At 72.2% G+C, this 13439-nt stretch carries 13 protein-coding genes; 9 read left to right on the top strand and 4 right to left on the bottom strand.

All coding sequences use genetic code 11. The features are described 5' to 3' along the window. The 7 genes from ACTWQE_RS31670 to ACTWQE_RS31640 all read left to right on the top strand — a co-directional run. A partial coding sequence (locus tag ACTWQE_RS31670; protein ID WP_443332531.1) for an acetate--CoA ligase family protein occupies nucleotides 1-1063 on the top strand: 1063 nt, incomplete at its 5' end. A gap of 84 nt (nucleotides 1064-1147) precedes the next feature. Then, complete coding sequence (locus tag ACTWQE_RS31665) at nucleotides 1148-1741, top strand: DUF5998 family protein (RefSeq protein ID WP_443332530.1); 594 nt, start codon at nucleotides 1148-1150, stop codon at nucleotides 1739-1741. Then, nucleotides 1741-2940 carry an alkaline phosphatase family protein gene (locus ACTWQE_RS31660; protein WP_443332529.1) on the top strand — a complete coding sequence of 400 codons (1200 nt, stop codon included), beginning with the start codon at nucleotides 1741-1743 and terminating at the stop codon, nucleotides 2938-2940. Before ACTWQE_RS31665 ends, ACTWQE_RS31660 begins: the two co-directional genes overlap by 1 nt. A gap of 64 nt (nucleotides 2941-3004) precedes the next feature. Beyond that, nucleotides 3005-3700 (top strand): thymidine kinase, encoded by a 696-nt coding sequence (locus ACTWQE_RS31655; protein ID WP_443332528.1) that lies wholly within the window; start codon nucleotides 3005-3007, stop codon nucleotides 3698-3700. Nucleotides 3701-4662: 962 nt separating this feature from the next. Next, nucleotides 4663-5082: a hypothetical protein gene (locus ACTWQE_RS31650; protein ID WP_443332527.1), complete on the top strand. Its 420-nt coding sequence runs from the start codon at nucleotides 4663-4665 to the stop codon at nucleotides 5080-5082. Next, nucleotides 5069-5701 (top strand): helix-turn-helix domain-containing protein, encoded by a 633-nt coding sequence (locus ACTWQE_RS31645; RefSeq protein ID WP_443332526.1) that lies wholly within the window; start codon nucleotides 5069-5071, stop codon nucleotides 5699-5701. Before ACTWQE_RS31650 ends, ACTWQE_RS31645 begins: the two co-directional genes overlap by 14 nt. Before the next feature lie 90 nt (nucleotides 5702-5791). Further along, entirely contained in the window at nucleotides 5792-5944 is a 153-nt protein-coding gene (locus tag ACTWQE_RS31640; RefSeq protein WP_443332525.1) for a hypothetical protein, read from the top strand. Nucleotides 5945-6019: 75 nt separating this feature from the next. Here ACTWQE_RS31640 and ACTWQE_RS31635 read toward each other — a convergent pair whose 3' ends face one another. Then, nucleotides 6020-6808, bottom strand: coding sequence for a VOC family protein (locus ACTWQE_RS31635; RefSeq protein WP_443332524.1), 789 nt, complete (start codon nucleotides 6806-6808; stop codon nucleotides 6020-6022). Between the two features lie 262 nt (nucleotides 6809-7070). On the opposite strand from ACTWQE_RS31635, the gene ACTWQE_RS31630 reads away from it, so the two are divergent. Beyond that, complete coding sequence (locus tag ACTWQE_RS31630) at nucleotides 7071-7907, top strand: sulfurtransferase (RefSeq protein ID WP_443332523.1); 837 nt, start codon at nucleotides 7071-7073, stop codon at nucleotides 7905-7907. 85 nt (nucleotides 7908-7992) lie between these two features. On the opposite strand, the gene sepH is transcribed toward ACTWQE_RS31630, so the two are convergent. The 3 genes from sepH to ACTWQE_RS31615 form a co-directional block, all read right to left on the bottom strand. After that, nucleotides 7993-9030 carry a septation protein SepH gene (sepH, locus tag ACTWQE_RS31625; protein ID WP_443332522.1) on the bottom strand — a complete coding sequence of 346 codons (1038 nt, stop codon included), beginning with the start codon at nucleotides 9028-9030 and terminating at the stop codon, nucleotides 7993-7995. Nucleotides 9031-9541: 511 nt separating this feature from the next. Further along, entirely contained in the window at nucleotides 9542-10855 is a 1314-nt protein-coding gene (locus ACTWQE_RS31620; RefSeq protein ID WP_443332521.1) for a D-arabinono-1,4-lactone oxidase, read from the bottom strand. Then, nucleotides 10821-12080 carry an MFS transporter gene (locus ACTWQE_RS31615; protein WP_443332520.1) on the bottom strand — a complete coding sequence of 420 codons (1260 nt, stop codon included), beginning with the start codon at nucleotides 12078-12080 and terminating at the stop codon, nucleotides 10821-10823. The genes ACTWQE_RS31620 and ACTWQE_RS31615 overlap by 35 nt, the downstream gene beginning before the upstream one ends. 108 nt (nucleotides 12081-12188) lie before the next feature. On the opposite strand from ACTWQE_RS31615, the gene ACTWQE_RS31610 reads away from it, so the two are divergent. Continuing rightward, complete coding sequence (locus ACTWQE_RS31610) at nucleotides 12189-13334, top strand: ferrochelatase (protein ID WP_443332519.1); 1146 nt, start codon at nucleotides 12189-12191, stop codon at nucleotides 13332-13334. Nucleotides 13335-13439: the final 105 nt, after the last annotated feature.

Raw genomic sequence — 13439 nt, 5'->3', positions numbered from 1 at the left:
GGGAGCGGCGGAGAGTGGGAGCGGGGACCCGGGAGCGGACCCGGCCACGGACAGCCGGCGCCCTGCGGGGACGCCTGCGCCGGGGCCCGCCGCCGGAGAGGGGGAGAGTCCCCTGCCCCGGGGAGCGCACCCGGCCGCCGAGGGCGCCGACGCCGGCAGGATCCCCGCCTACCCCGCCGCCGAGCGGGCCGTACGGGCCCTGGCCGAGGCCGTGCGGTACGCACAGTGGCGGCGGCAGGCGGCCGAGACCGGGCGGGTGCCGGCGTACGAGGACATCCGGGAGGCCGAGGCCGCCGCGGACATCGATGTGCTCCTCGGAGCCACGGCGGACGGCGGTGCGCCCGCGGGGGAGGGCCCCGGCGGCCCCGTGCCCCGCAGCACGCTGCTCACCGCCGCCGAAGCGGAACGGCTGCTTTCCCGCTACGGCATCGCCGTCCGTCCCACCCTCCCCGCTCCGGACCCGGACGCGGCGGCCGCGGCGGCGGCCCGCCTCGGCTACCCCGTGGCCCTGAAGACGACCGCCCCCCACCTCCGCCACCGGGCGGACCTCGGCGGCGTCCGGCTGGACCTCACCACCGAGGCCGAATTGCGCCGCGCCCACCAGGAACTGACCGACTCCCTCGGCAAGGCGGACGAGCTGCGGCCCGTGGTCCAGGCCATGGCGCCGCGCGGCGTCGACACGGTCGTCCGGGCCGCCATCGACCCGTCCGCCGGCGCCGTGCTCTCCTTCGGCCTCGCCGGAGCCCCCTCGGAGCTGCTCGGCGACACCGCCCACCGGCTCGTCCCCGTCACGGACCGCGACGCCGCCGAGCTCATCAGATCCATCCGGACCGCCCCGCTCCTCTTCGGCTGGCGCGGCTCCCAGCCCGTCGACACCGACGCGCTCGAGGAGCTGCTGCTGCGCGTCTCCCGGCTGGTCGACGACCATCCGGAGGTCGTCGCCGTGGAACTCGAGCCGGTGGTGGTCGCGCCGCAGGGGCTCACCGTGCTCGGCGCCTCGGTCCGTCTCGCGCCCCGCCCCGCCCCCGCCGATCTCGGCCCGCGCCGTCTTCCCGCCTACTGAACCCGGGGGAGACCGCCCGCTGTCGGCCCCTGCCCGGTGGCACAGGGAGGCTCGGGACCCCTTTCGCCCCGTAGGATGGGGCGCATGGCGAAGACCGGTACGACGACCCAGGGGCTGCGCGCGGCGATCGAGCGCAGCGGCTACTACCCGGCCCTCGTGGCCGAGGCGGTGGAGGCCGCCGTGGGTGGTGAGCCGGTCGCGTCGTATCTGGTCCACCAGGAGACGACCTTCGACGCCAACGAGGTCCGCCGCCATGTCACCGTGCTCGTCCTCACCGGCACCCGCTTCATCGTCAGCCACACCGACGAGCAGGCCGCCGACGGGACCTCCCCGTCGCCGTACGCCACCACCTCCACCGAGTCCGTCAAGCTCGAGCGGATCTCCTCGGTGGTGCTGAGCCGGGTCGTGGCCAACCCCGAGTCGTACACCCCGGGCACCCTGCCACGCGAGGTGGTGCTCACCATCGGATGGGGCGCCGTCAACCGGATCGATCTCGAGCCCGCCGCCTGCGGCGACCCCAACTGCGAGGCGGACCACGGCTACACCGGTTCCTCCACGGCCGACGACCTCAGCCTCCGGGTCAGCGAGGCGGGCGACGGCCCCGACTCGGTCCGGCAGACCCTGGCCTTCGCGCAGGCGCTGTCCGAGGCCACCGTGGTCCCCGCATCCGGCCGCTGATGGTCCAGCCCGCCACCGCCGGCTCCGCCTGGCCCGAGCCCGCGCCCCTCGATCCGCGCAGTGCCCCCGTACCGGAGTACGGCACGGGCACACTCGCCGAGCTGTTGCCGACCCTGGCCTCCGGACTGGGTGTTCCCGGGCTCTCAGCCGGGCTGGGCCTGGAGCCCGCCGACCGGGTCTGTGTCTTTCTCGTCGACGGCCTCGGCTGGGAGCTGCTGAAGGCCCACCCCGACGAAGCGCCCTTCCTCACCAGCCTGCTGCCCACGTCCCGCGGCCGCACCGGAGCGCCGATAGCCGCCGGCTTCCCCTCCACCACGGCGACCTCGCTGGCCTCCGTCGGCACCGGCCTGCCGCCCGGTGAGCACGGGCTGCCCGGCTACACCGTCATGGATCCGGACACCGGCGCCCTGATGAACCAGCTGCGCTGGCAGCCCTGGACCGACCCGTACGTCTGGCAGCCGTACCCCACCGTCTTCCAGCGGGCCGACGCCGCCGGGGTCCGCACCTGCCAGGTCTCCGCCCCGGACTTCCAGTACACCCCGCTGACGAAGATCGCCTTGAGCGGCGGGACCTTCCACGGCCGGCTCTCGGGCGAGGACCGGATGGACTTCTCCGCCGAGCAGCTGGCCGCCGCGGACCGCTCGCTGGTCTACACGTACTACAGCGAGGTCGACGGCAAGGGGCATCGCTTCGGCACGGACTCCGATGCCTGGCGCGGTCAGGTGATGTACGTGGACCGGCTCGCGGAGCGTCTCGCCGAGCAGCTCCCGCCCCGCTCCGCCCTCTACATCACCGCCGACCACGGCATGATCGACCTGCCCTTCGACCCGGAGGCCCGGATCGATTTCGACGAGGACTGGGAGCTGCGCGCCGGGGTCGCCGTGCTGGGCGGCGAGGGCCGGGCCCGGCATGTCTACGCGGTGCCCGGCGCGGCGGCCGATGTGGCCGCCGTCTGGCGGGAGGTCCTGGGGGACCGGATGTGGGTGGCGACGCGTCAAGAGGCGGTCGAGGCAGGCTGGTTCGGCCCGCGGATCGACAGCCGCGTCTACGGCCGCATCGGCGATGTGGTAGCCGCGGCCTGCGACGACGTGGCGATCGTCGCCTCGGAGACCGAACCCAAGGAGTCGGCCATGGTCGGGCTGCACGGCTCGATGACGGCCGTCGAGCAGCTCGTGCCGCTCCTCGAAGTCCGCACCTGATCCGACGCTCTGCTCCGCCCGCTGCCCCCTGCTCCGCGTGCGACCGAAAGGCCCGGCCACCCCCATGCCCGAGCTGGTGTTCTTCTCCGGAACGATGGACTGCGGAAAGAGCACTCTCGCTCTGCAGATCGAGCACAGCCGCTCGGCGCGGGGGCTGCAAGGGATGATCTTCACTCGGGACGACCGGGCGGGCGAGGGCAAGCTCTCCTCCCGGCTCGGCCTGGTCACGGCGGCGGTCGAGGCCGGTGCGGGGTTCGATTTCTACCGGCACGTCGTCGCCCACCTGTCGGCGGGCGGTCGTGCCGACTATGTGATCGCCGATGAGGCGCAGTTCCTCCAGCCCGAGCAGATCGACCAGCTCGCCCGGATCGTCGACGACCTCGGCCTCGATGTGTTCGCCTTCGGTATCACCACCGACTTCCGCAGCAAGCTCTTCCCGGGCTCCCAGCGGCTCGTGGAACTCGCCGACCGCGTCGAGGTCCTCCAGGTCGAGGCGCTGTGCTGGTGCGGCGCCCGAGCCACGCACAACGCCCGTACGGTCGGCGGCCGGATGGTCGTCGAGGGCGCCCAGGTCGTGGTCGGCGATGTCAACCAGGGGGAGGACGAGGTCGGTTACGAGGTGCTGTGCCGTCGCCACCACCGCCGACGGATGACCGCCGCCGGCGCCCGCGCGGCCGCCATCTCCCCCGATGTGCTCCCGGTCGACCCCACGAGCGTCACGAACCGCCGGCCCGACTCCTGCCCCGAGCCCCGCCCTTAGGCCTCCCCGGCTCGGGTTCTTTCACCGGTGCGCTGGGCGGTACCGGCCGCTCGCTCCCCGGTCAGGGCGACACGCCGGAAGTATTCCGTCCGGGGGTGAGGTCCGTCACACACCGTCGTTTTTATCGCTGGCCAAAGCGTTACTGCCTGCATGTGCTTCGCTGTTTTCCGGACGTCCTCGCCCGACGGTCACAGCGGCGGAGCTGTGCTCGACGACCTGCTGTGCATCGCTCCTGCGGGAGGAGCGGAAGCTGGAGGCCCCCCGTTGCCGCGGGGGACCGAACCCAAGGTGAGCGCTCAGCCCATGAGAGAACGCCTTGGAGCGGCTCGTGATGGACGAACCGGCGGGTCCATAGTGACGACATCAGGACCCCTATAGAAGGGTAACGGACCGACGGCAATTCACCAGGGTGAGGTTCGAAGAATCTTGTGTCGGTTAGGTCACCCTGAGTTCGGCTCTGAACTGCAACGACAGCACCAAACAGGCATTTCGCCTCCTGATTGTTCGTGATTCTTTAGCGACGGCACCTGCCAAATCCGGCTACCGGCCCTAGCTCGAACGGGTGACGCGCAAACCAGTGTGATGCGGACCTTACGACTCCTTGGCGCGGTGGCAGTGGCACATGCCAACGGAGTATCCCAACTTGCTTCGTCCTGCACGAAGATGACACTGAGTCAGGTGGGTTCTTCGAGGTTTCCCAGGACGACAGGTGGACCGTGGTGTACGCCGAGCGGTTCCGGCAGTATGTAAACGAACGCAAGGTCACTCACGCCGCAGTCGCTGTGGTTGCCGCCGCAGCGGGCGTGGGCGTCAAGCGCGCTCAGCCCAATTCACCGCGGGGTCTCCGCCATCTTCGTCTCCTACCTGAACTCAGGGCAGGGACCCCGCTCTGTTTCGAACCCGAGAGAGAACGCAAGGTGACACCTGAATTCACGCGGCGAGTCCGCAACACTCTGCAGATAGTGGGCTTCAGCGCAGTCGGCGGGTGCGTCGGCTGGGGCATGGCGGCCGCCGGGGCCGACCCTCTGGGAGCCGGATCCTTCGGGCTGGCCCTGTCCACCGCGCTGATCACCGCCTTCCCGCTGGCCCGTGGTCCCGAAAAACCGGCCCCGGAAACCCCGGAACGGCCGACGGTGAGTCTGGAGAAGACCGTCCGGGACCGGGATCCGGAGACGGGCGCGGTGAACGGTGCGCACGTGCCCCGGCCGCGTCCGGAACTCGCGCCCGGGCCCACGGTCGTGCAGGAGGGGCCCACGCCCGAGCGGAGGCCGCCGACCGGGCGCGGTCACCGCACTCACCGCATCCGCTCCGCACGCCGGGTCGCCCTGCGGCGCAGGAGCAACACCGCGGGGAAGGGGCGCTCCGGTCATGGCGCGGTCTGAGAACGCTCTGGAGGACAACCTCCCCGCCGGGCTTGCCGCGTTGGTCCAGCGGATGCGCAAGCTGCGTGCCGGCGCCGGCCTGACCATCGCTCAGCTCGCCGACCGCTGCCACTACTCCTCGTCCTCTCTCTCCGTCGCCGCGTCCGGCAAGGCGCTGCCGAAGTGGGAGATCGTGGAGGCCTTCGTCAAGGGCTGCGACCCGGACGCGGAGATGGGCCTGTGGCGCACCTGGTGGGAGATGGCTCAGCAGAGTGTCATGGAGGAGTCGTCCGCCGCCGCGCCCTCGCAGGCCGTCGGCGAGCACGACGACGAGAGCCCCCCCGGGCGCTCACGCTTCGAGCGCCGTAACCGCGAAAGTCACCGGGGGGAGTTGCTCGCACTGGTCAAGGAGGCCACCACGGACGAGGGCGTACGCGTCAACGCCCTGGAGGCCAACCGGCCGGTGGACCAGGTCCGTATCGCGCTGGCGCTGTGCACGCTGCCGGAGGATTTCGTGGCGCTGTTGCGCGAACTCCTCGACGACCGGGGCATGTCGCCACGTGAACTCGCCGATGAGGCCGCCCGGCTGGGACTGACCCTCGGCCGGGCCACGGTGCAGCAGATGATCCAGGGCAATTAGATCGCGTCCACCGAGGATCTGCACACCTTCCTGCTGGCCTGCGGCCTCGACCAGGACCGGATCCTGGTCTGGCACCACCATGCGACCAGGTTGAAGATCGCCCAGATCCGGCAGCGTGATCCGGTCTGCAAACCGGCGGGGAGCCTGCGCGCGGTGCTCGAGAACCGCGAGAAGTGGATGGCCCTGGCCAGCGTGATCGTCGTGATCACGCAACTGGTGACGCTGATCATCTACCGGTCCTGAAACGCGGTGCACCCCGCCGCTCCACCGCTGAAGGCCTGCCCCGCACCACGGGGCAGGCCTTCCGCCTCCTCCGCACTATCCGTCGGCGCCTCCAGGGCGCGTCCTGACGATGCTGAAGACGGCGCCCTCGGGGTCCGCGACTCCCGCCGTCCGCCCCCGGGGGCGGTCCTGTGGCGGGCTCAGCACGTGTCCGCCCAGCTCGACCACCCGGCGGGCCGCGACGTCCGTGTCCTCGACCTCGAAGTACGTCATCCAGTGCGGGCCCCGGTCGCGCGGCAGATCGTGGCCCACACCGTGGATCGCGGCCACCGGGCGGCCCTCCAGGGACAGGGTGAGACGGTCGGGGCCCGGCGGAACCCCGGCCTCGGCCTCGAAGCCGTAGACGGCGGCGTAGAACTTCGCGACCGTCGCCGTCTCCTGCGTCAGCAACTCGTTCCAGACGGGCGTGCCGGGCTCGCCGGCCGTCTCCACGCCGGCATGATCCCTGCCCTGCCATGCGCCGAACACCGCCCCGGTCGGGTCCGAGGCGATGACCAGCCGGCCCGCCTCGCCCGCGTCCAGCGGCCCGACGCCGACGGTGCCGCCGCAGCACCTGATCCGGTCGGCTGCCGCATGGGCGTCGTCCGTCGCCAGATAGGTCGTCCAGGCGACCGGCAGATGCCGGTCGGGTGGCAGCTCGCCGACCCCGGCGACCACCCGGCCGTCGAGGAGGGCCTGGGCGTACGGGCCCAGCTGCTGAGGCCCGGGGCTGAACGTCCAGCCGAACAGGGCACCGTAGAAATCCTGGGTCGCGGTCAGGCTGTGGACCATCAGGCTCACCCAGCAAGGCGTACCCGGTGTGTGGCGGGTCGCTGCCTCGGTCATCGTCACTCTCTCCTCGGACCATCGTGGTGGTCGTGCGGGACCGGGCGTACCGCCATCCCGGGCGGACGCCCTTTCAGATGCTTGCACCACCGGTCGCACAGTGGGCCAGGGCCGCGCCGCATTCCACGGGTTCGCGCCGGAGGATGACCGTTTTGGTGTTTCACGTCCCTTTCTGTGTTATCTCGCTTCGGTAACCATCCGTCGTGTGCCCGGTGTACCGAGGAACATCCGGCGCAGGCCGCACTACGCGAAGATGGGACCCATGAATGCCATCATCACCGCATCCGAACTGGCGAGGCAGACGGCGGGGGAGCGGCCGCCGGTGCTGCTCGATGTGCGCTGGCAGCACGGAGGTCCGCCCGGCCGGCCCGCGTACGAAGCCGGGCATCTGCCCGGCGCGGTCTACATCGACCTCGACACCGAACTCGCGGGCCCTCCGGGGGAGAACGGACGGCACCCGCTGCCGGATCTCGAGACCTTCGGGAGCGCGATGCGCCGGGCCGGTGTCTCGGCCGGCCGCCCGGTTGTCGTCTACGACGGCGGGCAGGGCTGGGCGGCGGCGCGGGCGTGGTGGATGCTCCGCTGGGCCGGGCACCCGGACGTCCGGGTCCTGGACGGCGGCCTCGCCGCGTGGACGGACGGGGGCGGTCCGCTGTCGACAGAGGTGCCACCGCCCGCCGGAGGGTCGTTCACCCCGGAGCCGGGGTCCCTGCGGCTGCTCTCCGCGGACGACGCCGCCGAGCTGGCCCGCTCGGGCGTGTTGCTCGACGCCCGGGCGGGGGAGCGGTACCGGGGCGAGGTCGAGCCGATCGACCCCGTCGCGGGTCATATCCCCGGCGCGGTATCGGCCCCCACGGCCGAGAACGTCGGGGAGGACGGCCGGCTGCGTCCCGCGGCGGAGCTGCGCGAGCGTTTCTCCGCGCTCGGCGCGGGCGGTGAAGCGGAGGTCGGCGTCTACTGCGGCTCCGGTGTCTCGGCCGCGCAGGAGGTGCTGGCCCTGGCCGTGGCGGGCGTTCCGGCAGCGCTGTACGTGGGGTCCTGGAGCGAGTGGTCCTCCCAGGCCGACCGCCCGGTGGCCACGGGTGCGGAGCGGGGCTGACGGGCCCGCACACGCCGCAGGGGCGCCGCCGCGACGGGATGTCCCACCGCGGCGGCGGCCCTGCTGTTCACGTGCGCGTGTGCCGCTACTCCTGCTTCTTGCGGCGCGTGCCGAAGACGATCTCGTCCCAGCTGGGCACCGCGGCTCGGCGGCCCGGCCGGACGCCGTCCGCCTCCGCCTGACGGTCCGTCGTGCCGGTGAGCCGATCGCGGTGGCCGGCCACCGAACGCGGCATCAGCACATCCGCGTACGCCGAACCGGCACCGGCCGCGGCGGGTGCCGGTTCGGCCGTGGTCTCCGGCTCCTCCTCGGGCTCCTCCTCGGCCAGCGGCGGTGACACCGGCTCGGGGACGACCATGTCGCCCCGGAAGCTGGGGACCGCCTCCAGCAGGCTGGTCAGCGAGTCCCGGTCGCCGCTCTCGTCCGCTTCCGGCGCGGGGGCAGCGGGCCGGTCGAGCGGCCGGTCGCGCGGCAGCCGGGCGATCCGCGGGATGAACGGAAAGCTGGGCTCCGGGGTGTCGTCGGTCTCCCCGATCAGCGACCGGGCCTCGTCGTCCACGGCCTGCACCAGGCGGCGCGGCGGGTCGTAGGTCCAGCTCGCCGAGTGCGGCTCGCCCGCGACCCGGTAGACGAGCAGGACCTCCCAGGTGCCGTCGTCCCGGCGCCAGGAGTCCCACTGCACGGTCTCCCGGTCGGCGCCGCGCAGCAACAGCCGCTCCGCCACTGTCTCGCCGAGCTGAGGTCCGGTGTTCTCCCCGGGCCGGCGCACCGGTGTCTTGCGGGCCCGCTCGGCCATGAAGGCGCGCTCCGCGAGGACAGGGCCCTCGAACCGCCGGACCCGGTCGACCGAGATGCCGGCGAGCTGTGCGACCTCCTCGGCGGAGGCACCGGCCCGTATACGCGCCTGGATGTCGCGGGGGCGGAGGTGGCTCTCGACCTCGATCTCGATCTGGCCCAGCCGGGCACGGTCGTTGCGCACGGCGGCGCGCAGTCGTTCGTCGATCGGAAGCGTGTACTCCGTGCTGTCCGCAGCCTTCAGCACCAGCCGTGTGCCGTCGTTGCTGACGGCCACGACACGCAGTTCGGGCATGGGGACCTCCCGGGTGGTGCCTGCCGACGTCACGTGCGTCGCTGCTTCCGCTGGTCGAGTGTGGCCTGCCCGGGTGCAGCCTGCCACAACATTGCTGAGTTACCCGGCGTGTCGGGCATGCGCCCGTATCCGCCGTTATGACACGGTTACCTATTCGCCACTCTCAGTGACCGTGCCGGTCGTTGTCGTGCGCCGTTACCCGTGCCCTGCCGCGGCTCCGCCGGTCCGAGTGCCGCCTCCGGCCCCCTCCGGTAGGTCCGGGCGGCCGGACGAGGAACCGGAGCCTGGGCTCGCCACAGTACTCCATTCGGGCCATCCGGGTGGACCCGCCGCGCCGCCGAACTTATCGCCGCGGACCGGAGTTGACTGCCACGACGCCGAGGATGGGACTGGGATGTTCACAGCATCCACCGAATCGGAACTAACGAATCCGCCTTGTGGCCGGTCAACTCGGTGCGCGGCGGCCGGTATCGGGTCGCTCCGCGGACGGCGGCGGGGCGGGTGGCGGATACGCGGAGTGACCGACCCGGATGGATGAAACGCCCTACTCGCCCAGCACCCGGCGCAGATAGGTGTTCCCGAACACCCGCCGTGGATCCAGCCGGTCGCGCAGTGCGGTGAACTCCCGGAAGCGAGGGTAGACCTCGGCGAGGTACGCGGCGTCGCGGCTGTGCAGTTTGCCCCAGTGCGGCCGGCCGTCGTGCGCCGTCATGATCCGCTCCACCGCGGTGAAGTAGGCCCGGTGCGGGGTCCCCCGGTACAGATGCACGGCGATGTACGCGGTCTCCCGTCCCGATGCGGTGGAGAGCGCGATGTCGTCGGCCGGGGCGGTCCGGACCTCCACCGGGAAGCCGACGCGCAGGGGCGAGCGGTCGACCATCGCCTTCACCTCCCGCAGTGCGGCCACCGCGGCCGCCTGCGGAACCGCGTATTCCATCTCCACGAACCGGACCCTGCGCGGGCTGGTGAAGACCTTGTAGGGGAGATCGGTGTAGGTCCGGGCCGACAGGGCGCGGCTGGATATGCGGGCGATACCGGGGACGGTCGCGGGCACCGCCCGGCCCAGGGAACAGGCCGCCTGGAACACGCCGTTGGACAGCAGCTCGTCGTCGATCCAGCCGCTGATCCGCCCGGGAGGAGTGGCCGGTCCGGCGCTGCGGTTGTTGCGCTTGGTCGTGCAGTTGGCGGTGTGCGGAAACCAGTAGAACTCGAAGTGCTCGTTCTCGGCGACGTGTTGCTCGAATTCCGCGGTGACCCGGTCGAAGCCCATCGGCTCCTCGCGGGCGGTGAGGAAGAAGAGTGGTTCCACGGCGAACGTGACGGAGGTGATCACGCCGAGGGCGCCCAGACCGGTCCGGGCGGCCGCGAAGATGTCCGGGTTCTCACCGTGCGAACAGCGCAGGACCGAGCCGTCGGCGGTGACCAGCTCAAGCGCCGTGATCTGGGCGGCGATCGAGGCGGAGTCCCGGCCGGTGCCGTGCGTCCCGGTGCTGATGGCGCCCGCCACTGTCTGCGCCATGATGTCGCCCATATTGGTGAGCGAGAGACCCCGTGCCGCCAGCGCCTCGTTGAGCTGTCTCAGGGGGGTGCCCGCGGCGACCGTCACCGTCCCGGCGGCGCGGTCGGTCTCCCGAATGCCGGTGAGCCGTTCCGGCCGTATCAGCACCCCGTCGGTCGCGGCGGTCGTGGTGAAGGAGTGGCCGGTGCCGACCGGCTTCACCGTCAGACCGTCCTCCGCGGCGGCCGTCACGATCCGAGCCACCTCGCCGGCGGAGGACGGGGCGAGGGACCGGACCGGGCGCGCGGTGACGTTCCCCGCCCAGTTACGCCACACCTTGCTGCTCTCGGTCGTCCGCACCGGACCCTCCCCTCATCCGCCGTATGGGCGGCCCCACCCGCCCGGCAGCCGGCCGCAGCCGGCGGTACCCCAGGAACGCCACCGCCGCCGCGAGGGTTCCGGCCGCCGTCGGCACGGCGTACCCGGCGCGGGCACCGGCGATGTCGACGACCCAGCCCGCCGCCGACGAGCCGAGCGCCACTCCGACCGTGATTCCGGTGCTGATCCAGGTCATGCCCTCGGTCATCTTCGTGCGCGGCACGTGCTGTTCGACGAGGGCCATGGTGGACACCATCGTGGGTGCGACGGACAGGCCCGCGACGAAGAGCGCCACGGCCAGAACCGGCAGATTCCCGGCCAGTTGGAGGGGGATCGTACTCACGGCCATCGCCACCACCCCCAGGAGCCATCGGCGGGAGGCCGGGCCCTTCAGGTGCAGCAGTCCGAAGACCGCTCCCGCCAGGCAGGACCCCAGCGCGTAGGTCGCGAGCACCACGCTCGCCGCCGCCTTGTTCCCCTCCTCCTCCGCGAAGGCCACCGTCACCACATCGACCGCACCGAAGACCGCCCCCGTCGCCACGAAGGTCACCGCCAGGACCCTGAGGCCGGGGGAGCACAGCGCCGAGCCCCTGGTGTGCTTCTCCAGCGGATCGGGGACGGGCTCGGTGGACCGCTGCGCGGTGAGCCAGAGGACGCCGACGGCGAGGAACACCACGGCCAGCAGTGGGCCGGACTCCGGGAACCACGCGGTGGACAGCCCGATGGAGATGATCGGACCGAGGACGAAGCAGGCCTCGTCGACGATGGACTCCCAGGCGTGCGCCGTGTGCAGCTCGCGCGGCGACTCCCGGTAGACCGCCGCCCACCGCGACCGGATCATCGAGCCGACGCTGGGTACGCAGCCGCCGCAGGTGGCGAAGACGAACAGCATCCAGTCCGGCCCGCGCTGGTGCGCGCAGACCAGAAGGCCCGTGACGGCAGTGACGGAGACCAGGGCGGCCGGGCGCAGCACCCGGCGCTGGCCGTAGCGGTCCACGAGCCGGGAGATCTGCGGTCCGAGGACGGCCACGGACAGGGCCAGAGTGGCGGAGAGAGCGCCTGCGAGACCGTACCGGCCGGTCAGCTCGGAGATCATCGTGACGACGCCGATGCTCATCATCGACACCGGAAGACGCCCGAGGAACCCCGCGGCCGAGAACCCCTTGGCGCCGGGGACGGCGAAGATCGCTCGGTAGGGGCTGGGCAACGGGCACTCCGCCGGTAAGGAATGTCGACAGCCTGGACAGATTACGGGCCGACGGCGCCGGGCGCCCGTCATTTTCCGGCCGTCAGTGGCGGATGGCAGGATCGGGGCATGTCCGAACAGCCAGTGCACGCCCCGTACGACGCCCTGCTGCTCCTGTCCTTCGGCGGCCCCGAGGGCCCGGAGGACGTCGTGCCGTTCCTGGAGAACGTCACCCGCGGCCGCGGCATCCCCCGCGAGCGGCTCGAGGAGGTGGGGCAGCACTACTTCCTCTTCGGCGGGGTCAGCCCGATCAACGCGCAGAACCGGGAGCTGCTGGACGCGCTGCGCAAGGACTTCTCGGAGCACGGTCTCGACCTGCCCGTCCACTGGGGCAACCGGAACTGGGCGCCGTACCTCACGGACACCCTGCGCGAGATGGTGGCCGAGGGCCGGCGCCGCATCCTGGTCCTCGCCACGAGCGCGTACGCCTCGTACTCCGGCTGCCGGCAGTACCGGGAGAACCTCGCCGACGCGCTGGCGACGCTGGAGGCCGAGGGACTGCCGCTGCCGCGGGTGGACAAGATCCGGCACTACTTCAACCACCCCGGGTTCATCGGACCGATGGTGGACAACGCGCTCGCGGCGCTCGCCGAGCTGCCCGAGGAGGTCCGCGCGGGAGCACATCTGGCCTTCACCACCCACTCCATCCCGACGGCCTCGGCGGACACCTCCGGTCCGGTGGACGAGCACGGCGAGGGAGGCGCGTACGTCACCCAGCACCTGGACGTGGCGCGGCAGATCGCCGGGGCGGTCCGCGAGGCGACCGGCACCGAGCACCCCTGGCGCCTCGTCTACCAGTCGCGCAGCGGCGCACCGCACATCCCCTGGCTGGAGCCGGACATCTGCGATCACCTGGAGGACCTGCACGGTGCCGGAGCGCCGGCCGCGGTGATGGTGCCCATCGGTTTCGTCTCCGACCACATGGAGGTCCGATACGACCTCGACACCGAGGCGGCGGCGAAGGCGGAGGAGCTGGGGCTGCCGGTCTCCCGGGCCGGGACCGTGGGAGCGGACCCGCGGTTCGCGGCGGGGGTCCGCGAGCTGGTGCTGGAGCGGGCCGCGGTCGAGCGGGGAAGCGCGGTGGAGCGCCGCGCCCTGGGCCTGCTGGGGCCGAGCCATGATCTCTGCCCCGTCGGCTGCTGCCCCGGCCGCGCGCCGCGCCCCGCAGCCGCGGGCGCGGACAGCCCGTACCAGCGACAGCAGGGGGCCCTGTGAACGCCGAACTCCAGGACGAAAGCCAGGACGAGCTCAAGGACGAACTCCTCGGCCTCGCGCTGGAAGCCGCCCGGCGCGCCGGTGAGCTGCTGCGTGACGGCCGCC

It is taken from the genome of Streptomyces sp. 8N706, assembly GCF_052245415.1.
Classification (GTDB): domain Bacteria; phylum Actinomycetota; class Actinomycetes; order Streptomycetales; family Streptomycetaceae; genus Streptomyces.
This window is presented reverse-complemented; position numbering and strand designations above follow the sequence as displayed.